The sequence below is a fragment of the Mesorhizobium sp. B2-9-1 genome (genome assembly GCF_006439455.1).
In the GTDB taxonomy this organism is placed as follows: Bacteria; Pseudomonadota; Alphaproteobacteria; order Rhizobiales; family Rhizobiaceae; genus Mesorhizobium.
The window spans coordinates 31,770-50,943 of record NZ_VFTP01000011.1; the positions used below are offsets into that span (position 1 = coordinate 31,770).

The 19,174-nt window shown below is 64.4% G+C and carries 24 protein-coding genes; 13 read left to right on the plus strand and 11 right to left on the minus strand.

Going from position 1 to position 19,174, the window contains the following annotated elements; genetic code table 11:
* The first annotated feature begins 1 nt into the window (after nucleotide 1).
* Genes FJW05_RS18950 through FJW05_RS18960 form a run of 3 tightly spaced genes read left to right on the plus strand, consistent with a single transcriptional unit; the run spans nucleotide 2 to nucleotide 2,947 of the window.
* The gene (locus FJW05_RS18950; RefSeq protein WP_246673525.1) at nucleotides 2-601 is read left to right on the plus strand and encodes a hypothetical protein; all 600 of its coding nucleotides are present in this window, start codon (nucleotides 2-4) and stop codon (nucleotides 599-601) included.
* Nucleotides 598-1,875, plus strand: coding sequence for an XRE family transcriptional regulator (locus FJW05_RS18955; RefSeq protein ID WP_140634780.1), 1,278 nt, complete (start codon nucleotides 598-600; stop codon nucleotides 1,873-1,875). Before FJW05_RS18950 ends, FJW05_RS18955 begins: the two co-directional genes overlap by 4 nt.
* Complete coding sequence (locus tag FJW05_RS18960) at nucleotides 1,862-2,947, plus strand: beta family protein (protein WP_140634782.1); 1,086 nt, start codon at nucleotides 1,862-1,864, stop codon at nucleotides 2,945-2,947. Before FJW05_RS18955 ends, FJW05_RS18960 begins: the two co-directional genes overlap by 14 nt.
* Here FJW05_RS18960 and FJW05_RS18965 read toward each other — a convergent pair.
* The 7 genes from FJW05_RS18965 to hemC all read right to left on the minus strand — a co-directional run bounded on the left by FJW05_RS18965 (nucleotide 2,901) and on the right by hemC (nucleotide 9,653).
* On the minus strand, nucleotides 2,901-3,497 hold the full coding sequence (locus FJW05_RS18965; RefSeq protein WP_140634784.1) for a sce7726 family protein: 597 nt from the start codon (nucleotides 3,495-3,497) through the stop codon (nucleotides 2,901-2,903). The genes FJW05_RS18960 and FJW05_RS18965 overlap by 47 nt on opposite strands.
* Nucleotides 3,498-3,624: 127 nt before the next feature.
* Nucleotides 3,625-4,341, minus strand: a complete 717-nt coding sequence (locus FJW05_RS18970) for a glutamine amidotransferase (RefSeq protein WP_140634786.1) — start codon at nucleotides 4,339-4,341, stop codon at nucleotides 3,625-3,627.
* Nucleotides 4,342-4,359: 18 nt separating this feature from the next.
* Nucleotides 4,360-4,839 (minus strand): TerB family tellurite resistance protein, encoded by a 480-nt coding sequence (locus tag FJW05_RS18975; protein WP_140634788.1) that lies wholly within the window; start codon nucleotides 4,837-4,839, stop codon nucleotides 4,360-4,362.
* Between the two features lie 45 nt (nucleotides 4,840-4,884).
* On the minus strand, nucleotides 4,885-6,447 hold the full coding sequence (locus FJW05_RS18980) for a heme biosynthesis protein HemY (RefSeq protein WP_140634789.1): 1,563 nt from the start codon (nucleotides 6,445-6,447) through the stop codon (nucleotides 4,885-4,887).
* Between the two features lie 9 nt (nucleotides 6,448-6,456).
* Nucleotides 6,457-7,914 carry a mitofilin family membrane protein gene (locus FJW05_RS18985; RefSeq protein WP_140634791.1) on the minus strand — a complete coding sequence of 486 codons (1,458 nt, stop codon included), beginning with the start codon at nucleotides 7,912-7,914 and terminating at the stop codon, nucleotides 6,457-6,459.
* A 100-nt stretch (nucleotides 7,915-8,014) separates the two neighbouring features.
* Nucleotides 8,015-8,728 carry a uroporphyrinogen-III synthase gene (locus FJW05_RS18990; protein WP_140634793.1) on the minus strand — a complete coding sequence of 238 codons (714 nt, stop codon included), beginning with the start codon at nucleotides 8,726-8,728 and terminating at the stop codon, nucleotides 8,015-8,017.
* A gap of 1 nt (nucleotide 8,729) precedes the next feature.
* Entirely contained in the window at nucleotides 8,730-9,653 is a 924-nt protein-coding gene (gene hemC, locus FJW05_RS18995; RefSeq protein WP_140634795.1) for a hydroxymethylbilane synthase, read from the minus strand.
* A gap of 103 nt (nucleotides 9,654-9,756) precedes the next feature.
* On the opposite strand from hemC, the gene tsaD reads away from it, so the two are divergent.
* From tsaD to FJW05_RS19025, 6 genes are all read left to right on the plus strand, one after another.
* Nucleotides 9,757-10,842, plus strand: coding sequence for a tRNA (adenosine(37)-N6)-threonylcarbamoyltransferase complex transferase subunit TsaD (tsaD, locus tag FJW05_RS19000; protein WP_181165008.1), 1,086 nt, complete (start codon nucleotides 9,757-9,759; stop codon nucleotides 10,840-10,842).
* Nucleotides 10,839-11,840: an NAD(P)H-dependent glycerol-3-phosphate dehydrogenase gene (locus tag FJW05_RS19005; protein WP_140634799.1), complete on the plus strand. Its 1,002-nt coding sequence runs from the start codon at nucleotides 10,839-10,841 to the stop codon at nucleotides 11,838-11,840. The genes tsaD and FJW05_RS19005 overlap by 4 nt, the downstream gene beginning before the upstream one ends.
* 18 nt (nucleotides 11,841-11,858) lie before the next feature.
* Nucleotides 11,859-12,155: a YciI-like protein gene (locus FJW05_RS19010; RefSeq protein WP_140634801.1), complete on the plus strand. Its 297-nt coding sequence runs from the start codon at nucleotides 11,859-11,861 to the stop codon at nucleotides 12,153-12,155.
* A 92-nt stretch (nucleotides 12,156-12,247) separates the two neighbouring features.
* Nucleotides 12,248-12,673 (plus strand): EVE domain-containing protein, encoded by a 426-nt coding sequence (locus tag FJW05_RS19015; RefSeq protein ID WP_140634803.1) that lies wholly within the window; start codon nucleotides 12,248-12,250, stop codon nucleotides 12,671-12,673.
* Nucleotides 12,628-13,326: a methyltransferase gene (locus FJW05_RS19020; RefSeq protein WP_181165000.1), complete on the plus strand. Its 699-nt coding sequence runs from the start codon at nucleotides 12,628-12,630 to the stop codon at nucleotides 13,324-13,326. The genes FJW05_RS19015 and FJW05_RS19020 overlap by 46 nt, the downstream gene beginning before the upstream one ends.
* 50 nt (nucleotides 13,327-13,376) lie before the next feature.
* On the plus strand, nucleotides 13,377-13,793 hold the full coding sequence (locus FJW05_RS19025) for a DUF1761 domain-containing protein (RefSeq protein WP_140634807.1): 417 nt from the start codon (nucleotides 13,377-13,379) through the stop codon (nucleotides 13,791-13,793).
* A gap of 8 nt (nucleotides 13,794-13,801) precedes the next feature.
* Here FJW05_RS19025 and gcvA read toward each other — a convergent pair whose 3' ends face one another.
* Entirely contained in the window at nucleotides 13,802-14,722 is a 921-nt protein-coding gene (gcvA, locus tag FJW05_RS19030) for a transcriptional regulator GcvA (protein WP_140634809.1), read from the minus strand.
* Nucleotides 14,723-14,852: 130 nt separating this feature from the next.
* Here gcvA and FJW05_RS19035 point away from each other — a divergent pair, with 130 nt between their 5' ends.
* Nucleotides 14,853-15,113, plus strand: a complete 261-nt coding sequence (locus FJW05_RS19035) for a hypothetical protein (protein WP_140634811.1) — start codon at nucleotides 14,853-14,855, stop codon at nucleotides 15,111-15,113.
* Between the two features lie 110 nt (nucleotides 15,114-15,223).
* Here FJW05_RS19035 and FJW05_RS19040 read toward each other — a convergent pair whose 3' ends face one another.
* Nucleotides 15,224-15,694, minus strand: a complete 471-nt coding sequence (locus FJW05_RS19040; protein ID WP_246673534.1) for a L,D-transpeptidase — start codon at nucleotides 15,692-15,694, stop codon at nucleotides 15,224-15,226.
* Between FJW05_RS19040 and FJW05_RS27785 the strand changes: the two genes are divergently transcribed.
* The 3 genes from FJW05_RS27785 (at nucleotide 15,591) to FJW05_RS19050 (ending at nucleotide 17,309) form a co-directional block, all read left to right on the plus strand.
* The gene (locus FJW05_RS27785; protein WP_246673538.1) at nucleotides 15,591-15,875 is read left to right on the plus strand and encodes a hypothetical protein; all 285 of its coding nucleotides are present in this window, start codon (nucleotides 15,591-15,593) and stop codon (nucleotides 15,873-15,875) included. The two genes, FJW05_RS19040 and FJW05_RS27785, sit on opposite strands and share 104 nt — an antisense overlap.
* A gap of 29 nt (nucleotides 15,876-15,904) precedes the next feature.
* Nucleotides 15,905-16,588, plus strand: coding sequence for a response regulator transcription factor (locus tag FJW05_RS19045; RefSeq protein WP_095769573.1), 684 nt, complete (start codon nucleotides 15,905-15,907; stop codon nucleotides 16,586-16,588).
* Nucleotides 16,589-16,853: 265 nt separating this feature from the next.
* Nucleotides 16,854-17,309: a cyclic nucleotide-binding domain-containing protein gene (locus tag FJW05_RS19050; protein WP_140545468.1), complete on the plus strand. Its 456-nt coding sequence runs from the start codon at nucleotides 16,854-16,856 to the stop codon at nucleotides 17,307-17,309.
* A gap of 123 nt (nucleotides 17,310-17,432) precedes the next feature.
* Here the strand turns inward: FJW05_RS19050 and xth are convergent, their stop codons facing one another.
* Together xth and FJW05_RS19060 are read right to left on the minus strand one after the other, a co-directional pair.
* On the minus strand, nucleotides 17,433-18,239 hold the full coding sequence (xth, locus tag FJW05_RS19055) for an exodeoxyribonuclease III (protein ID WP_140634815.1): 807 nt from the start codon (nucleotides 18,237-18,239) through the stop codon (nucleotides 17,433-17,435).
* A gap of 226 nt (nucleotides 18,240-18,465) precedes the next feature.
* A complete protein-coding gene (locus FJW05_RS19060) occupies nucleotides 18,466-19,134 on the minus strand; it encodes an outer membrane lipoprotein carrier protein LolA (RefSeq protein ID WP_140634817.1) in 669 nt (222 codons plus the stop codon).
* Between the last annotated feature and the right edge of the window lie 40 nt (nucleotides 19,135-19,174).

Consider the following 19,174-nt stretch of genomic DNA (forward strand, 5'->3'; position numbering starts at 1 on the left):
GGTGTCTTCCTTCAATTGGTCGGGCGGCGCCTTAGCACAGATTCGCCGCTCGTCGATACCGGCGAGACTCGAAACCTTCCCGGCCTTGCGTTTCTGCAATTACAACATTATTGTTGTAAGCATGATTCCTGCCCTCATCCCATTGTCCGGCTCGCCGTGGACCGTTCTGCCCCCAGGGTCGCACGCGGCGAGTTTGGAGGATGTGGCGGCTGCCTTCGCAACGAATGCTTGGCGGCGCGAGCTTTTCGACGGCCTCGTTCTTGCCTGTAGAAAGCTACGGTCAGCTGGATGTCCGGCGATCTATCTCGACGGCAGCTATGTGACCGGAAAGCCGAGGCCCGGCGACTTCGACGCATGCTGGAATCCTACTGGGGTCGATCGAGCTAAGCTTGATCCCGTGTTCCTTGAATTTGCGAACGGTCGAGCAGCGCAGAAAGCGGCATTCAAGGGTGAGTTCTTTCCGTCCTCATTGATGTGCGTGGATGTCGGGCAGGCATTCGTCGATTTCTTTCAACTGGATCGTTTCACAGGAAAACAGAAAGGGATCGTCTCCATTCCGCTTTCGGCCGATCCGCTTCTCTCCGGGAAGGTGCAGCCATGATTTACAGCGACAAACAGTACGGCGTATCGGGTGCGCAACTAGCGAAGTTGCAAGACGCGCTTGCCGCTGCGGCGGCGCGCGCATCGGATCAGGCGTGGCTCAAGCAAGCAGAGATCGATGGGCTTAAAAGCCAGATCGCAGATATCGAGGCCGAGCTTACCGAATACGATCTGCTGAAATCCGGCCAGGTCTCGTTTTCGAAAGCCTACGCGCTGGAAGAATTGCCGCGCGTGCTGGTGCAGGCACGAATTGCCTCCGGCATGAGTCAGACGGACCTCGCCGAAAAACTTGGCATGAAGCCGCAACAGGTGCAGCGCTACGAGGCGACCGACTACATGGGCGCAAGCCTTGCTCGCCTGATCGAGGTTTCGAAAGCGCTCGGAGTGAAGGCGTCAGGAAGTTTTGAGGGGCCGAAGCAGGCTGGTGGATCGGTGTTCGCGTGGGGCGATGCCGATGGCATCGTCTGGGGTCAATTCCCCTACAGGGAGATGATCAAACGAAAGTGGTTTGATCTGCCACGCGGTGCAAACCCGGTCGAGCGCGTGAAGGAATATTTCCTGCATGCGGCGGGACCGCAATTTGCGACGGCGTATCACCGCAAGAAGATGCGCAGCGGAAATGTGCCGAACGAATACGCCCTCCTCGCGTGGCAGGCGCGTATTTTGGAACGGGCGCGTAGCAAGATTGAAGCAGAAGAGATTGCAACCTTCGAACTTGATGACCGGTGGCTGTCTGAGTTGGTAGGCCTCACGAAACGGAAGGATGGGCCAAAGCGTGCCCGCGATCTGCTGGCTGAGAAAGGCATCGTCCTCGTCGTCGAGCCGCACCTTCCGGGCTCCTATCTCGACGGCGCGGCCATGCTCGCCGACGGAGAGACGCCGGTTGTAGGACTTACGCTACGCTATGACCGTCTGGACAATTTCTGGTTTGTACTGTTGCACGAGCTCGGTCACGTTTTCCTGCATCTCTTCGACGGTTTGCGCTTCGACTTCTTCGACGAGGAAGGCGGCAATGATGGTGATGCGATCGAAGCGGAGGCTGACAAATTCGCGCTCGATGCACTGATACCTGAAGCATTGTGGGATCAGTGTTTGTCCCGCTTCGCCCTTTCGGAGGAGGCGGTGAAGATCGACGCGGAGACGATCGGCATCGATCCGAGCATCATCGCGGGGCGCATCAGGAAGGAGCGCGGTAACTACACCATCCTGAATGATCTGGTTGGTCGGGATCAGGTGCGCTCGCAGCTAGAGGAGGCGAGCGATGATCTTGACTAAGGACATGTATGTTCCGGCGCTGCGGTGGCGTCAGGGCGAATACCAGGCGCTTGCCCGCCTTTCCGCTGCTGCGAAGGACCGAACCGTCCCCTATGTCACCATTCCGGAAGTCGAATTCGATTTCGAATTGTGGCAGCCGAAGAAAACGGTTCAGGAACACGTCCATCCGTTTGCCGCCCGGTTCAATGCCAAGTGGGGGCAGCGGCCCGCGTGGGTCGGCGTGCATCCAAGTATTTCCGGGAAGCCGATGGGGGACGGCCGCGACATATTCACATACGCGTTCGAAGCCCTGAGGGCATTCCAGGCGAGTGCGATTCCGGCCGTCCCCCTCGATGCCTCCCCACCCATGGTCGCATCCGTTGCGGGGATTGTTGCGACCGACGGGCATGGAGCGGCCGTCGCAGTCCGGCTGGAAGACCTGATGAAGTCGGATGCACGCATGCGCATTGAGGCGTTGACCGGGGCACTCGGTCTATCGCTCAACGAAGTTGACCTCGTTATCGATCTCGGCGCGCCGAATTTTGAGCCCTATAACGCTTTCGCAGGCGCGCTGATTGCGGCCATGCAAAAGCTAGGTGATCTGCATACCTTCCGCAATTTCGTCGTCATCGGTACGGCGATTCCCGAGACGTTCAAGGATGTTGCCAAGGGCGCCGACCAGCTCTCTCGCCATGACTGGCTCTTTTATCAAACGTTGCTCGGCAAGCTGCCTCCCGGCATGCGGCAGCCCAATTACGGCGACTACACAATCGTCCATCCGGAATTCACACCGGTGGACATGCGCAAAATCAAATCGGCCGGCAAGCTTGTCTATACGACGTCGGCGGCATGGGAGGTCCGCAAAGGCGGGGCGTTCCGAGACAATCCGGGGCAGATGCACGACCACTGTGCTTCTATCGTGGCATCCGGCAAGTTTAGTGGAGCGGGTTTCTCAAGCGGCGATGACTACATCGCCAAATGTGCGGCGCGGACGGCAAAGCCTAGCAATCAGCCTTGGTGGAAGTTCGTTACGATCAACCACCACATCACACATGTGCTGGACGATCTCTCCATTTCTGGCGGCGCACCATGAAAGTGCGAATGGAAGCAGTAATCTCGCGAAGCGTCATGGACTCACAAAGCATTTCGTAAAGCTGCCTTCTTGGCCGTCGGAGGTCCTTCGGCGCACATCCGGCTTGGCCTAAGAGTTCGATGACTTCATTCCGCCAGAGAAGATGCGCCATCATGACCGGATCGATGTCAGGATTGGCGGCGGGGTTCCTCAATACATGAAAGCTGACACCACCCCTTGGTCCTTGCTCCGCCGCGATCACGCCGCACCATTCGGGAGCGCGGCTCATGATACCTGCAACATGCTTCGGCGCAGTGACGAGTGTGAGCTTCTGCAGCGTCTGGCGATAGATATCGATCTGGGTCGCGAACCGGTCGAGTGTGTCCCTCGCGCTCTTGATTTCATAGCCATGAATACAGCCGTTAATGACAGCCACGTCGATGCGGCTCCGGGCATGCACCAAGCCAAGTTCGTCGATCACGAGCGTGTCGGGATGAGATTTGGCGCGTCGCAATCGTTTTGCGTGTAGCGCAGAGCGGATGTCTGCGTCTGTCGTTCCCAACTTTGTCATAGCGGCATGGTTACTCCCCAACTTATGTTTTGCCGGAGGTTCTCCTCCAAGCCAAGACGGCAATCTGACTCACCTGACATTTCTCTCTTCTGGGCAAGCTCGGCCGTTCATGGCAATCGCCTTCGCCCTACCCCACAGCCGGCCTACCAAAAATCAACGCCAAAAACTCGCCCAGCCAGCGCTTGAGGTGCATGTCCCAGATCAGCCGGCCGCCGAGATGGTCGCGGCCGGGCTGGGCGCCGGGCAGCTCGAAGCGATGCGCGCCGCGCACCACCCAGCGCTGCATCATCACCCTTGTCAGCTCGCCGTGGAACTGGATGCCCCAGGCATTCTCGCCGTAACGAAACGCCTGGTTGGGATAGGTTTCCGCCGTCGCCAGCAGCGTCGCTTCCTTGGGCAGCGAAAAGCCCTCGCGGTGGAACTGGTAGACCATCTCCGGCCAGTGCAGAAGTTTCTTGCCGGCATCGGTCGCTTTCAGCGGATACCAGCCGATCTCGACCAGGCCATCGCCGTGGCCCTCGACCTTGCCGCCGAGATGGTTGGCGAGCATCTGCGCGCCCAGGCAGATGCCGAGGAACGGCCGGTTCTCTTTGAGCGGGATTTCCAGCCAGTCGGTCTCGCGGCGGACGAACTCATCCTCGTCATTGGCGCTCATCGGCCCGCCGAAGATAACCGCGCCGGCATGGCCGTCCAGCGTGCAGGGCAATTCATCACCCAATGGCGGCCGACGGATGTCGAGGTCGAAGCCTTCTTCCAGGAGCATGTGGCCGACGCGGCCGGGGCTCGAAGTCTCCTGATGCAGCACGATCAGGATTTTTGGTCTCGGCCTCGGTCTGGGTGGCATGGAGGGCGAAGGATCCTGTTATTCGTCGCTCGATTCGCCCCGCGCGCCGGGCACCTCGGCCGCCGCCTTGCGGCGCGCCTCGATGCGGTCGCGGCGCTCGACGCCGATCAGCTCGGCGACCCGCCAGACGGTGTTGTCCTCGAGCTCGTCAAGCTCGCCATCGGCGTAGACGATTTCCCACATCAGGCCGATGAAGGCCTTGCGCGCCTCGGCGTCGAGGTCGCGCTTGAGCACGCGGGTGAAGGCGTAGAGGTCGATCGCCTCGTTGTCGGCGCGCTCGCCGGCCGCCGCCAGCGCATCGAGCTCCTTACCGCTCACCGAATAGGTCTCGGCCAGGATCTGCTTGAACCGTTCCCATTCGACGTCCTGGCGCACGCCGTCGGCGTTCATCACATGATAGAGCAGCGCCGAAGCCGCGACACGCGGATCATCGGCGCTCGGCTTGGCCTCGCGCCCAGCCGGCAGATCCCTCAGGAACGAAAATACGCGCTCGAACATCGATGTTTTTTCCCTGCCCAACAAACCCGGTCCCAGAACACAGCCTCAGAACAAACGAAAGCGGCGCGGCGATTTTTCCGCTTCTTCTTCCGGCGCGACACCAGGGTCGTCCGGCAGAGGCGGCAGCTCCGAACCCTGCCGGACGCTTTCCGCCTCGCCGGCTGCATCGGCAGCCGCCATGTCTTTCTCGCCGCCATTCGCCGGCGCCGGCTTCTGCGCCGGAGCGTCGGGGACGATGTCGATCGCCTTGCCGTCCGCCGCGGGCGCGGCTGCGATCGCCGGCACCGGGAGATCGGTCTCGCTGTAGATCAGCTGGCCAAGCCGCTCCATCGGCGCGCGCCAGGTGAAGGCATCGAGCTTGCCGGTGACCGGCGACACCGGCGCCCAGCGCTCGGTGATGACGCCGTCCGCCACCCAGGCCGGATCGCGCGGCGCGCGCACCGCCTTCGACAGCAGTTGCCTTACCTTGCCCTGGTCGCCGGTCTCGGCTTCCTCGATATCGGCGAGCAGCAGATAGGCGCCCTCCCGGCGATCCATGCGGATCGCGGCCTCCGCCTCGCGCCGCGCGGTGGCGAAATCCTGGGCATCGAGCGCCGCGCGCGCCACGGTCATCGCCGACTCGGGATGGTTCCTCTTCAATTCCTGCAGCTTCTTCGCGCGGTTCAGACGATCGAGCACGGCGTCGCCCGGCCGGGCATGGGTGTAGAGCTCGGCGATGTCGGGATGCGGCTCGGCCTTCCAGGCGGCCTCCAGGATCTTGGAGCCCTTGCGCACGTCGTTTTGCCGGATAACCAGATCGGCGGCGATCACCGCGGCCGGCGCGAACTCCGGCGCCAGCTTGTTGGCTTCGAGCGCCGCGGTACGGGCCGCGTTCGGGTCGCTGTCGACCAGCGCCTGCGCCTTGGCGGTGAGCAGCACGGCGCGGCGGCGGTTGGCGGCGTCGCGCTCGATCTGCCTGGTCGATTTCTGCGCCTCGACCAGCTTCAGCGCGCCGTCCCAGTCGCCGCGTTCGGTGAGTTCCTCCAGCGTCGATTCCGCCGCCCAGGCAAGCTGCGGCGCCACCGCCGCCGCGCGGCCGGCATAGTGACGCGCGGCATTGCGGTCGCCGAGGCGCTCGGCCTCCAGATAGAGCCCGCGCAGGCCGAGCAGCCGCATCTCGGGATCGTCGAGCATGCGCTCGAATTTCTCCCGCGCGCCTTCATGGTCGCCTTCGAGCAGCGAGGCCTGGGCGTCGAGCAGGTTGATCAGCGGCTCCTGGTCGGAGTTGATCAGCTTGGCCGCCTCCTTGGTCTTCTTGCGCGCCAGCGCGCCGTCGCCGGCGCCGGCGGCGATCATGCCCGTCGACAATGCCTGGTAGCCGCGGTCGCGGCGGCGCACCCGGAAATAACGCGAGATCGTGTAGGGACTGTTCCACAGCGACTTGATCAGCCACCAGACGATCATCACCGCGGCCACAACGGCGACGATCGCCACCGCCGCCACCATCAGCGTGACCTGGTACTGGTAGCCGTTGAAGGTGACGAGCATATCGCCCGGGCGGTCCGCTAGCCAGGCAAAGCCGAGCCCGAGTGCGAAGACGACGGCGAGGAAGACGAGGAGGCGGATCATCTTGTCTCCTTAAGCCTTCGTCGCGCCGGCAATCAGCGTTTCGAGCTGCTTTTCGACCTCCAGCCGCGCCTTCAGTTTGCCGGCAAAGTCGGCGCCGGCCGTCTTCGCGGCATCAGGCAGCGTGTCATATTCGCTGAGCGCCTTGGCGTAGTCGCCCTGGTTGACCGCGACTTCCATGCGCGCGACGGTTTCCGGCACGCCCTTGCCCTCGACGGCGCCGACCGGCCGCACCTTGACCAGCGATTCCGCGCTCGACACCAGGCTCTGGAAGAAGCCGGCATTCTGGTCGACCGGCTTTGCCGCATCGACCATGGCGGTGGCGGCGGCATCGGCCTCCGCAGCGATGGTGGCGCGGGTCGGCACACCCTTTTCGGCATAAGAGCGCAGTGCCGGGAGCTCGGGCGCGTCCGGCGCGATCGCCGCGAACGTGTCGAGCTCGGTCGCGAAGGGCGCGCCGCGATCGAGCGCCGACTTCAGCGCCGAGGCGGCGATCGCCAGCGCGATCTTGGGTTGCGAGGCCTGCGCCTCGACCTTGCCGGAAAGCTGCGACACCGACTGCTCCAGCGCCGCAACCCTGCCGTCCTCGGCCTTGGCCGCGTCACCGGCCGATTTCACCAGCGCGTCGAGCCCGGCGATCTTCTCGTTGAGCGGACCGAGATCGGCGGGCGCCGCATTGCCGTTCTTCTGCAGCTCGGCGACGGTTGTCTCGATCTGGCCGACCTTGTTGCCGAGCGCCTTGAGCGCGGCGCCGTCGCCGCCTTGTCCGGCCGAGGATTTCAGCGCCGCGACATCGGCCTTGATCTGATCAAGCGCCGAGGACAGGCCGTCGACCTTGGCCGAGGTGCCGCCGCTTTCCTTCAGCCCCGCAATCTCGGTTTTCAGCGAAGCGATTTCGCCATTGACGCTATCGAGCGACTCCTCGCCCGGTCCCGACGAGCCGAGCAGGCCGACCGCTTGCAGCAGGCCGGCGCCGGCAAGCGCGATCACGCCGCCGACGACGCCCGCAGCTATGGCGTTGACGCCGGTTCTGCGTGGTGGCTGCGGCACGCGATCCTCGCTCCTCGTTTCGCCTGGCCTCGATGCGGAGGCGTCGGCGCCAGGCGCGGATGCGTCCTCGAAATTGTAGTCGAAGCCCTTGGGCTGGCTCTTCGGCGCATCGGACCCGCCGGGATATGGCGCCTCCGGCTCGTCCTTGCCGGCCTCTGGTTCATCGGCCGCTGCCTGCGCGGCGTCGCTATGTTCCCACGGCTCGATATCGGCCTGCTCGGCATGGATCGGCTCTTCCGGCGCCTCCGGCTGCGAAGCCGCGGCGGCCTCTTCCGCCTTCGCCTCGTCGGTCTGCGCTGCCTTGGCATCGGCCTTGGCGGCATCCTCGTCGGTGATTCGCGAGACGGCGCCGGGCTCGAGTTCGATGGTCACCGGCTCGCGCCGGGTCTTCGAATGTCGCATCTTCGGCGTCTTGACCATGCTTTGGGCTCCGCGAACTGGCTTGAGGATGGTTCAAAGGGTCCAGGGGATGCTCTAGCACATCACCAAGCGGTGAAAAGGGGCGGTGTGATGACGCGGCCTAGCGCGGTTGCGACAAAAGCGCGAGCAACGCGTCTTCCTCGGGCTTGGATGCGATGCCGATCCTGTTACGGGCAAACCCTTCCAGCGGCTCGGCGACACGGGACGAGAGCGCCAGGAATTCCGTCTTCTCAAAAAGATGCCGCAGCGTTGGCCGCGCAATCAGACTGGCCAGCGCGGCGCTGGCCTTGGCCGAATAAAGCAGCGCGGCCTCGACCGGCCGGCCCGACAGGCGGACGGCCACATCGGCATCGCCATAGTCGACAGCTGTCGTGTCGTAGGTCTCGATCGCCTGGACGTGCACGCCAGCCGCCGCCAACCGCCGCTCGAACCCCGGGAAGCGGACGCGGCCGCACAGATAGACGATTGCCTTGCCGGCAAGGCCGCCGGCGATGGCATCGGCCAGCGCCTCGGCGTCGCCCGGACCTTCCGTGACGGAGAGGAATCCCGCCCCGCGGCAGGCTTCTGCCGTCCGTTTGCCAACCGCGTGACAAGGCAGGCGCGTAAGCGCCGCGATCAGCGCCTTCGGCGCATGCCGCACCGCGTTGGCGCTGGTGACAGCGACTGCGACGGCATCGGTGCCGACGGTCGCCTCGACGGGCAATGCGCTGGTTTTGGTCAGCGGCAGCAGGACAGGCTGAAATTCGAGGGTTTCGAGGCGTCGTGCCGTGCGCGACGCGCCCGGCTCCGGCCTCGTCACCAGGACGCGGACCATGTCAGGCCCAGCCGTCGAAGAATGTCGCGCCGGCCCTGGCGCGGACCGTACGCGCCGCGTCCAGGCCGATCTCCGCCGCGTCCGCGGCCTCGCCTTCCAGCCGGACTTCGTGCGATTCCGTCCCGTCGGGCGAGATGATCAACCCGGCGAAGGAGAGTTTCTCGCCCGACACCGTCGCATGGCCGGCGATCGGCGTGCGGCAGGAGCCGTCGAGCGCTGCGAGGAAAGCCCTCTCGCAGGTGAGCGCCTGGCCGGTCGGCACGTGATGGATCGCCGCCAGCATCTTTTCGACGTCGCGGTCGCCGATGCGCGTTTCGATGCCGATCGCGCCTTGCCCCGGCGCCGGCGGAAAAGCCTCCAGCGGCATCAGGTCTGTGACGACATGTTCGAGGCCGAGGCGCTTCAACCCGGCATAGGCCAGGATAGTGCCTTCGGCGATGCCCTCTTCCAGCTTGCGCAGCCTGGTCTGCACATTGCCGCGGAAGATCACCACGTCGAGGTCCGGCCGCATGCGGCGGATCAGCGCTTGACGGCGCAGCGATGACGATCCGACCGCGGCGCCATGCGGCAGGTCCGCGATCCGCTTCGCCGTCTTGCCGATGAAGGCGTCGCGCGCGTCCTCGCGCGGCAGGAAAGTGACAAGCTCCAGCCCGTCGGGCAGCACCGTCGGCATGTCCTTCGACGAATGCACGGCGATGTCGATGCGGCGTTCGAGCAGCGCTTCCTCGATCTCCTTGGTGAACAGGCCCTTGCCGCCGGCCTCCGACAGCGGCCGGTCCTGGATGCGGTCACCGCTGGTCGAGATCGGCACCACCTCGAACGCCTGCTCCGGCAGGCCATGCGCCCGCATCAGCCGCGCCCGCGTCTCATGCGCCTGGGCCAATGCCAGCGGGCTGCCGCGTGTTCCGATTTTCAAAGTTTGCATGGCGCGCGGTCCGTGATAACCCCCGGGGCAGCTTGAGGTCTGCCGGGCCTTTTCCTAATTGGGATTGGCCGGTGATACAATCATAGAGGCCAGCGACCAATTGATCCGCGTTCTGGGCATTGAGACGAGTTGCGACGAGACGGCGGCCAGCGTGGTGGCGCTGGACGGCGTCGCCGCGCCCGAAATCCTGTCCAACATCGTGCTCAGCCAGATCGAGGAGCACGCGGCCTTCGGCGGCGTCGTGCCCGAGATCGCTGCGCGCGCCCATGTCGAGGCGCTGGACGGCATCGTCGAGGCGGCGCTCGCCGATTCGGCGGTGTCGCTCGACGAGGTCGACGCCATCGCCGCCACCGCCGGTCCCGGCCTGGTCGGCGGATTGATCGTCGGTCTGATGACCGCCAAGGCGATCGCCGCCGCCGCCAACAAGCCGCTGATCGCCATCAACCACCTCGAAGGCCACGCGCTGACGGCGCGGCTGACCGACGGCCTCGATTTTCCTTATCTTCTCCTGCTCGTTTCCGGCGGCCACACCCAGATCGTCGCGGTGCGCGGTGTCGGCGACTACCAGCGCTGGGCGACCACCATCGACGATGCGCTGGGCGAAGCCTTCGACAAGACCGCCAAGATGCTCGGCCTGCCCTATCCCGGCGGCCCGAATGTCGAGAAGGCGGCCGCCAGCGGGGATGCAGGCCGCTTTGCCTTCCCGCGCCCGATGAAGGGCTCGGCGCAGCCCGATTTCTCGTTCTCCGGTTTGAAGACGGCGGTGCGCCAGGCGGCGACGGCAATCGCGCCCTTGAGCGATCAGGACGTCGCCGACATCTGCGCCTCTTTCCAGGCGGCGGTGGCGGACGCGCTGGGCGATCGTGTCGGCCGCGCCCTTGCCCGCTTCCGCCAGGAATTTCCTGGCCAGGCGAAGCCGGCGCTGGTCGTTGCCGGCGGCGTCGCCGCCAACCGCACGATCAAGGCGACGCTCGAAGCGCTGTGTTCCGAGGCCGGCTTCGCATTCGTCGCGCCGCCGCAGAAGCTTTGCACCGATAATGCGGCGATGATCGCCTGGGCCGGCATCGAGCGGCTGCGCGCCGGCATCGCTGACGAAAACGCCGCCGATTTCGTGCCGCGCTCGCGCTGGCCGCTCGACAGTGTTTCCGCGCCCCTGGTCGGCTCGGGCCGGCGTGGTGCCAAGGCATGACCAAGAAAGGCACGAGCGGCTGGCGCATCTCGGTGCTGGGCGGCGGCGCCTGGGGTACGGCGCTGGCGCTGGCCATGCTGCGCGCCGGCCATGATGTCCGGCTCTATGCGCGCGACACCGAGACCGTCGCCGCCATCGCCCGCGGCGAGAACCCGCGCTACCTGCCCGGCATCAGGATCGAACCCGGCATCACTGCCACCAGCGACATTGCCGCGGCGCTCGACGGCGCCGACTGCGTGCTCGCCGTGACGCCGGCGCAGTCGCTGCGCGCCGTCCTGGCCAATGCCCGCAACCATGTTCCCGCAGGCGTGCCGCTGGTGCTCTGCGCCAAGGGTATCGAGCGCGACACCGGCGCGCTGCTCTCGGCGATCGTCGAGGAGAGCCTGCCGGGCAATCCGGTCGCGGCACTTTCCGGCCCGAGCTTCGCCAGCGACGTCGCGCGCGGCCTGCCGACGGCCGTGGTGGTTGCCGCCCGCGATGCGGAATTGGCGGCCGAGCTTGCCGCGCGCTTTTCGGCGCAGAACCTGCGCTGCTATTCGAGCGACGACCTGATCGGCGTCGAGATCGGCGGCGCGCTGAAGAACGTCTTTGCCATCGCTGCCGGCGCCGTTACCGGCGCGGGTCTCGGCGCCAGCGCCCAGGCCGCCATGGTGACGCGCGGCTTCGTCGAATTGCGCCGCATCGGCGCCGCCTTCGGCGCCCGGCCGGAGACGCTGATGGGGCTATCCGGCCTCGGCGACCTCTTGCTCACCTGCTCTTCCGCCCAGTCGCGCAATTTCGCCTACGGCTTGGCGCTCGGCCAGGGCAAGCCCCTTGCGGGCCTGCCGCTGGCCGAAGGCGTGCCCACGGCGGGGATTGCCGCCCGCATCGCCGCCGAGCGCGGCATCGAGGCGCCGATCATTTCCGCCGTCGCCGCCATCCTCGACGGCAAGGTGACCATCGGCCAGGCCGTGACCGCGCTGATGACACGCCCGCTCAAGACCGAAACCGACATATGAGCCATCGGAGTTTGAAACATGCTGTTTGCGTTGATTTGCAAGGACAAGCCCGGCAGCCTGCAGCTGCGCGTCGACACGCGGCCGGCGCATGCTGCGTTCCTGGAAGGCCTGATCGCCGAAGGCAAGCTTGCCTTTGCGGGTCCTTTCCTCAACGCCGACGGCAAGCCGGACGGCAGCCTGGTGATGATCGAAGCGCCGGACATGGCTGCTGCCCAAGGCCTGGCCGCGGCCGATCCCTACGCCAAGGCCGGCCTGTTCGAAAGCGTCGAGATCCGTGCGTGGAACTGGGTCTTCCAGAAGCCCGCCGGCGCATGATCGTTGCTACTCTCGCCGCAATGACGGCGAGAGAGTAAGAATAGACGGGAACGCCATGCGTGGCGGTGCGACAAAGCGATGGGACAAACGATATGAACTACTGGCTGTTCAAGTCCGAACCCTCGGTCTTTTCCTTCGAGGCGCTGAAGGCCAAAGGCAAGGCCGGCACGCAATGGGATGGCGTGCGCAACTACGCCGCCCGCAATAACATGAAGGCGATGCAGATCGGCGATCTTGGCTTCTTCTACCATTCCAATGAGGGCCTCGACATCGTCGGCATCGCCGAGGTCTGCGCGCTGGCGCATCCCGACACCACCACCGACGATCCGCGCTGGGAATGCGTCGACATCCGCGCCTATAAGGACGTGCCGAAGCCGGTGACGCTGGAAGAGGTGAAGGCCAATCCCAAGCTCGCCAAGATGGCGCTGGTCCGGCTCGGCCGGCTTTCCGTGCAGCCGGTGACGCCGGCAGAATGGAAAGAGGTCTGCCGCATGGCCGAGCTCAATCCGGCGCCGTGACGAAGCTCACGCCGAGAAGCGCGAGAAAGTTCATCCTCGACAATACGGCGCTGATGGCGCCGCCGCATGTGCCGGAAGTGCTGCTGCACCTCGCCGACGAGGCGCATGACCTGTGGCTGCGCACCGAGGAGGAATTGGCCGAGATCGGCCTGCCGCCGCCCTTCTGGGCCTTCGCCTGGGCGGGCGGCCAGGGCCTCGCCCGCTATGTGCTCGACCATCCCGGGACAGTGCGCGGCAGGCGCGTGCTCGACTTCGCCTCCGGTTCCGGCCTCGTCGCGATCGCAGCGATGAAAGCCGGTGCTAGCCAAGTGATCGCCGCCGACATCGACCCGTTCTGCGAGACGGCGATCGCGCTCAACCTCGAAGCCAACGGCGTTGAAGCGCAATTCCGCGGCACGGATTGCGTCGGCATCGACGATGGCTGGGACGTCGTGCTCGCCGGTGACGTCTTCTACGACAAGGCTTTCGCCGAACGGCTGCTGCCCTGGTTCACCTCTCTGAAGACGCGCGGCGCCGAGATCCTCGTCGGCGATCCCGGCCGCGCCTACCTGCCCAAGACCGGGCTGCAATCGCTTGCTGTCTACCAGGTTCCGGTGACGCGCGTGCTGGAGGATACCGAGGTCAAGCGTACGACCGTCTGGCGCCTTGCTTGACGGAACGACCGAACAAGCGTTCCATCGCCTTCAACTTGGAGGGGAAAAGCATGGATTTTTCGGTCGTGAACTGGCTGGCGGTGGTCGCCGCCGCCGTCGTCGCGTGGCTGTTCGGCGCCGCCTGGTACATGGGCTTGAGCAAGCCTTGGCTGAAGGCCGCCAGGCTCGACCCGGCCACCATGCAGCGCTCGGTCGTTCCCTTCGTTGTCAGCTTCATCGCCGAGCTGATCATGGCGCTCGTGCTGACGCTGGTGGTGGGCGCGATAACCGGCGGCGAGCCGAACCCGATCGCCGGGTTGCTGTTCGGCTTCGTGCTCTGGCTCGGCTTCATCGCCACCACGCTCACCGTCAACCACCGCTATGAAGGCTTCGGCTGGGCCCTGACGCTGATCGATGCCGGCCACTGGCTGGGCGTGATGCTGATCATCGGCGCCGTCATCGGCTGGTTCGGCGCGCCGGCTGGCTAAGGCGGCCGTCATGTCGGCGTCTTCGCCGCCTCCTCGGTAAGCCATTCGCGAAAGGCGACGACGCGCGCGTCGTCCTTCGCCGCCTCGGGATAGACCAGGAAATACGCGAATTCCGGCGCGACCTTGATGCCGAGCTGGAAGGGCCGCACCAGGCGGCCTTGCGAAAGATCGTTGGCGACCATGGCGAAATCGGCGAGCGCCACCGCGTTGCCGTCGAGCGCCGCCTGGGTGGCATCGGTCGAGGATCCGAAGACCAGGGTGCGGCTGTCGTCGAAATCGTCGACGCCGGCCGCGTGCATCCACATGCTCCAGTTCGGCCAGGTCACGCCCTGCCGCGACCATTCGATATGCGCGAGCGTGTGGTTGAACAGGTCGCGCGGCTCCTTCAGCGGTGGACCTGACGCCAGCAGGGCCGGGCTGCATACCGGGATGATGATGTTCTCGAACAGCCGATGCGCGCAGAGCCCGGGATATCTGCCGGCGCCGAAGCGGATGCCGACATCGACGTCGTCGAGGTCGAAATCCCGGACATCGTAGGTGATGTCGAAACGCAGCTCGATGCCCGGCTTTTGCTTGCGGAAGTCGTCGACGCGGCGCATCAACCATTTCGTCGCGAACTGCGCGTCGAGCGTCACCTTCAGCAGCGCCGTGCCGCGGGTCATCTTGCGGGCGCGGCTGACGGCGCGGTTGAGCAGGTCGAGCGCATCGACCGAGGCCTCCAGCAGCACATTGCCTGCCTCCGTCAGCCGGATAGTGCGGCTGGTGCGCGTGAACAGCACCAGCCCGAGCTGATCCTCGATTTCCTTGATCTGGTGGCTGACCGCCGCTGGCGTCAGGCCGAGCTCGTCGGCCGCGCGGGTGAAGTTGAGATGCCTGGCGGCCGCTTCGAACGTCCGCAGCGCACGCGTTCCCGGCAGCAGCTTGGACATGCGATCTCCAAATAAAACTTGATGATCAGAAAAGAACTACTCGTTTCCCGTTTGTTTTTCAATCCGGCATCATGGCTTCATCGAAACACTATAAAACCGGATTTGATATCCGGAGAACACGGATAGAGCCATGTCTGAGATCGCCCTGAAGTCCTGCGCCACCCTGGAATCCCCTTCCGGCGTCACGCTTTGGCTGCGTTCGGCACGCGATTGGCTGCGCCAGGCTCGCGTCGCCATCTGGCTGCCACACGAGTCGGTCGAAGATCTTTCCGACAGCCAGCTGCGCGACATCGGCGCCGAACGTCGGGACATCGCGAAGACGATGGACAGGGAGCTCCGCGAGATCGGGCTGCTCGGCACGGGCTGGCAGAAACAGGGAAAAAGGGACTAGGGATTAGGCAGTAGGCAATAGGGAAGGAGACACCTACTGCCTACTGCCTACTGCCTACTGCCTACTGCCTACTGCCTACTGCCTACTGCCTACTGCCTACTGCCTACTGCCTACCTCACCACCCTCACCACCGTCCTGTCCGACAGCAACGGAAGCAGCCTCGCCATGGTCCGCGCCGTCACCGCCACGCAGCCTTGCGTCGGCGTGAAGCCCGGCCGGGTCAGATGGAAGAAGATCGCGCTGCCGCGCCCGCGCCGGCGTGGCGCGATGTTCCAGTCGAGCACCAGGCAGACATCATAGAGCCGGTCGTCGCGCTTCATCCTCTCATGGCTGGCGCCATAGGGGATCTTCACCGGGCGGTTGTAGTTGCGGTCGTCCGGCACCTCGCACCAGCCGAGATCCGGACCGATGGGCGCCATCGGCAGCCTCGTCCTGCGCCCGCCCGCGAAATGATCGCCCCGGAAATAGCCAGACAGGATGCGCATCGACGCCAACGGGGTCGCGCCGTCCCCTTCATGTTTGTTGGCCGAGATGCCGCCGCGCCCCAAAGCGCAGGGAAACACCGTTTTGCCGGCTTGCAGGAAGCCTTGCGCGGGGTTGCCGGGGCGCGCGCGCACCACCAAAACGTTCAAGCCTTTCGGCAAAAATGCGCCCGACGCATTGCGCGCACGTTTTTTCTTGTATGATTGGGTCACGGAACAAATCACTGTGATCGGCTGTTGCGCCGGTGAGCTTCCGCATAAATGGGGGGAGGTCAACTGAATATTCTTTTTAAAACAACGGATTGATCCATGACATCACGCACCATTCTGATCGTCGATGACGACGACGACTTGCGCGCCACCCTGGTTGAGCAGCTGGCGCTCTACGAAGAATTCGACGTCCAGCAAGAAGCGACCGCCGCAAAAGGCGTTGCCGCGGCGCGCAGCGGCGTCGTCGACCTGCTCATCATGGATGTCGGCCTGCCCGACATGGATGGCCGCGAGGCGGTGAAGATCCTGCGCAAGGGCGGCTACAAGGCGCCGATCATCATGCTGACCGGCCACGACACCGATTCCGACACGATCCTGGGTCTCGAGGCCGGCGCCAATGATTATGTGACCAAACCTTTCCGCTTTGCCGTGCTGCTCGCGCGCATCCGCGCCCAGCTTCGCCAGCATGAGCAGAGCGAGGACGCGACCTTCTCGGTCGGCCCCTACACGTTCAAGCCCAGCCAGAAGCTGCTTATCGATCCGCGCGGCGCCAAGGTGCGGCTGACCGAGAAGGAAGCCTCGATCATCAAATACCTCTATCGCGCCGACCAGAAGGTGGTGACGCGCGACGTTCTTTTGGAAGAGGTCTGGGGCTACAATTCCGGCGTCACCACGCACACGCTGGAGACCCATGTCTACCGGTTGCGCCAGAAGATCGAGCGCGATCCTTCCAATGCCGAAATTCTTGTGACAGAAAGCGGCGGCTACAAGCTGGTTCCTTAAACATTTCATGATCAAGAACAATTCCAGGAAAAGTGTGAAACGGTTGGGCTCGGCGGCTTCGCCGAGGACGACTGTCCGGAATTGCGTCGAAACAAACATTTAGGGCGGTCGGGCGGGACCGCTTCGGGTACGATCCTGGTGCTGGAGGGTGATGGGTCGGCTCGTTGCTAGCATCGCATGATGCACGGTGGAGCGTTTCGCGCGCCCAGGAGGGCGCGCCGCTCCAAAGGAGGGACTGGACTGACCGCTCGGGGACACAGCTAGGATGGCGCTGGATGACGACATCCGCATTCTGTCAAGCGTGAAGCTTTTCCAGGGCTTCACGCAGGAACAGCTGCGCCTGCTCGCCTTCGGCGCCGAGACCACAGTGCTGCAGGCCGACCATAAGCTATACCGCGAGGACGATGTCGCCGACTCTGCCTATATCGTGGTCAGCGGTTTGATCGCGCTCTATCGGGAGCTGGGCGGCAAACGCGTCCCGATCGGTACGGCAGGCCCAGGCACCATGTTGAGCGAACTGGCGCTGATCGCCGATACCAACCGGCTGACCAGCGCCTCGGCCGCGGTCGACTCGGAAGTGATTCGATTGAGCCGCAAGATGTTCCACCGAATCCTGGAAGAATATCCGGAGATCGCGGTGCTGTTGCATGACCGCATCCTGGAGGAATTCCAGCAGATGATCGCCCGCATCGAGGAACTGGCGCCGCGGTTTACGGAATAGGATGGCGCCCGCCAAAAGCGCCTTCGTCATTCTCGGGCGGAGCAAGGAGCGAAGCTACGCGGCGCTCAGCCCTAGGATTGACGAACGCGAAGGTTTGCGTCTCTTAGCTGCCGACGTCGAACCTCAATCCAATTCAAACTTCGCAATCACCGGCACATGGTCGGACGGCTTTTCCCAGCCGCGCGCCGCCTGCAGGATCTCGTAGCCGGCGAAAGCCGGCACTAGGTTGGCGGACGACCAGACATGGTCGAGACGGCGGCCGCGGTTCGAGGCCTGCCAGTCTTTCGCGCGGTAGCTCCACCACGTGTAGAGTTTCTCTTCGGCCGGCACATTGAGCCGCATCAGGTCGACCCAGCCGCCGGCCTTGCGCATCGCCTCGAAATTTGTCGTCTCGACCGGCGTGTGGCTGACGACGTTGAGCAGCTGCTTGTGCGACCAGACGTCGTGTTCCTGCGGCGCGATGTTCAGGTCGCCGACCAGGATCGAGGCGGACGATTCGTCCCCGCTCGCCGGTACGGAGTTCATCTCGTAGACGAAATCGAGCTTGTGGCGGAATTTGCGGTTGATCTCCGGATCCGGTTCGTCGCCGCCAGCCGGCACGTAGAAATTATGCACCAGCACCGACTTGCCGCCCGCCTGCACCCTGACCGACAGATGCCGGCTGTCGTCGATCTCGCAGAACCGTCGCTTTTCGACCAGCTCGATCGGGCGGCGAGCGACCGTGGCAACGCCGTGATAGCCCTTCTGGCCGTGGAACACGATGTGCTCGTAGCCCGCCTTGCGGAAGGCTTTTTCCGGGAACAGCTCGTCGGGGACCTTGGTTTCCTGCAAGCAGAGAACATCGGGCGCATGCTCTTTCAGGAGCCGCTCGACGATCGGCATGCGCAGGCGCACGGAGTTGATGTTCCAGGTGGCGATGGTGAAGGGCATTCAGGCGGGGTCCGGCAAGAGATCGCCGATCTAGTGCCAGCCGCGCGCCGTAAAGACAAGCCGGACTAGGCCCTGCTCCGGCTTGTAGGTTCGCTGAGATTCAGGTCAGGACGAGCCGAGAATGGTGGCTACCGAGAACCGGAGCGGAGCGTACTTGAAGTACGTGAGCACCGGAAGCGCAGGAAGCCGCCATTCGCAGGCCGGCCTCACCTGAATATCGGCGGACCTACCTGGTCTTGGTATTCAGCTCTCTATTCGCCGTATAGTCGATCGCGAAAGTGTCCGCCGGGAAGTTGCCGCCTTCCTTGACGTTGAAGATCATCACCGTCGTGTCTTTTCCTTGAGCGTCGGTGATCGTCCACTGGCGCAGCTCGTAGGTCTTCGGATCGAACATCATGGTGATCGTCGCATTGCCGAACACCGACTTGTCGGAAAGCTTGATGGTTGTCAGGTCGTCCTCTTCCTTGACGGCCTTGACGCGTCCGCCGGAGAGGTCGATCCGGTCGTCGAGCAGCAATTTCAGCGGCGTCTTCGACAGCGGGTAGAGGTCGGAGGTGTTGAGCTTCTTGTTGAGGATCACCACCGACTTGCCATCGGAGATGACGCGGAAGTTCGAGGATCCGTCATAATTGAAGCGGATCTTGCCCGGACGCTCGAGGAAGAACTTGCCGCCGGTCTGCTCGCCTCTCGGCCCGAACTGGACGAACTCGCCACTCATCGACTTCACCGAGGAGAAATGGTCGGCGATCTTCTGCGCCGCTGGCGGTACCGCGGCCTGCGCGGCGGCCACGAGCTGATAGCCCGGCACGAGATTGAGAGCGGCGGCTCCGCCAAGCATCAGGCCGAGGCCAAGGACCTGGCGGCGGGTGAGGGCGAATTCGGTCTGGGTCTTCATGCCGGTCACTTTCTGTGATTCGTGTCGCCGCAGTTTCTGG

Excerpts from the sequence above, each read along its gene's own strand:
- FJW05_RS18955 (WP_140634780.1), top strand. The coding sequence starts at position 598 with ATGATTTACAGCGACAAACAGTACGGCGTATCGGGTGCGCAACTAGCG.
- FJW05_RS18960 (WP_140634782.1), top strand. The coding sequence starts at position 1,862 with ATGATCTTGACTAAGGACATGTATGTTCCGGCGCTGCGGTGGCGTCAG.
- FJW05_RS18965 (WP_140634784.1), bottom strand. The coding sequence starts at position 3,497 with ATGACAAAGTTGGGAACGACAGACGCAGACATCCGCTCTGCGCTACAC.
- FJW05_RS18970 (WP_140634786.1), bottom strand. The coding sequence starts at position 4,341 with ATGCCACCCAGACCGAGGCCGAGACCAAAAATCCTGATCGTGCTGCAT.
- FJW05_RS18975 (WP_140634788.1), bottom strand. The coding sequence starts at position 4,839 with ATGTTCGAGCGCGTATTTTCGTTCCTGAGGGATCTGCCGGCTGGGCGC.
- FJW05_RS18980 (WP_140634789.1), bottom strand. The coding sequence starts at position 6,447 with ATGATCCGCCTCCTCGTCTTCCTCGCCGTCGTCTTCGCACTCGGGCTC.
- FJW05_RS18985 (WP_140634791.1), bottom strand. The coding sequence starts at position 7,914 with ATGGTCAAGACGCCGAAGATGCGACATTCGAAGACCCGGCGCGAGCCG.
- FJW05_RS18990 (WP_140634793.1), bottom strand. The coding sequence starts at position 8,728 with ATGGTCCGCGTCCTGGTGACGAGGCCGGAGCCGGGCGCGTCGCGCACG.
- hemC (WP_140634795.1), bottom strand. The coding sequence starts at position 9,653 with ATGCAAACTTTGAAAATCGGAACACGCGGCAGCCCGCTGGCATTGGCC.
- FJW05_RS19005 (WP_140634799.1), top strand. The coding sequence starts at position 10,839 with ATGACCAAGAAAGGCACGAGCGGCTGGCGCATCTCGGTGCTGGGCGGC.
- FJW05_RS19010 (WP_140634801.1), top strand. The coding sequence starts at position 11,859 with ATGCTGTTTGCGTTGATTTGCAAGGACAAGCCCGGCAGCCTGCAGCTG.
- FJW05_RS19015 (WP_140634803.1), top strand. The coding sequence starts at position 12,248 with ATGAACTACTGGCTGTTCAAGTCCGAACCCTCGGTCTTTTCCTTCGAG.
- FJW05_RS19020 (WP_181165000.1), top strand. The coding sequence starts at position 12,628 with ATGGAAAGAGGTCTGCCGCATGGCCGAGCTCAATCCGGCGCCGTGACG.
- FJW05_RS19025 (WP_140634807.1), top strand. The coding sequence starts at position 13,377 with ATGGATTTTTCGGTCGTGAACTGGCTGGCGGTGGTCGCCGCCGCCGTC.
- gcvA (WP_140634809.1), bottom strand. The coding sequence starts at position 14,722 with ATGTCCAAGCTGCTGCCGGGAACGCGTGCGCTGCGGACGTTCGAAGCG.
- FJW05_RS19035 (WP_140634811.1), top strand. The coding sequence starts at position 14,853 with ATGTCTGAGATCGCCCTGAAGTCCTGCGCCACCCTGGAATCCCCTTCC.
- FJW05_RS27785 (WP_246673538.1), top strand. The coding sequence starts at position 15,591 with ATGCGCATCGACGCCAACGGGGTCGCGCCGTCCCCTTCATGTTTGTTG.
- FJW05_RS19045 (WP_095769573.1), top strand. The coding sequence starts at position 15,905 with ATGACATCACGCACCATTCTGATCGTCGATGACGACGACGACTTGCGC.
- FJW05_RS19050 (WP_140545468.1), top strand. The coding sequence starts at position 16,854 with ATGGCGCTGGATGACGACATCCGCATTCTGTCAAGCGTGAAGCTTTTC.
- xth (WP_140634815.1), bottom strand. The coding sequence starts at position 18,239 with ATGCCCTTCACCATCGCCACCTGGAACATCAACTCCGTGCGCCTGCGC.
- FJW05_RS19060 (WP_140634817.1), bottom strand. The coding sequence starts at position 19,134 with ATGAAGACCCAGACCGAATTCGCCCTCACCCGCCGCCAGGTCCTTGGC.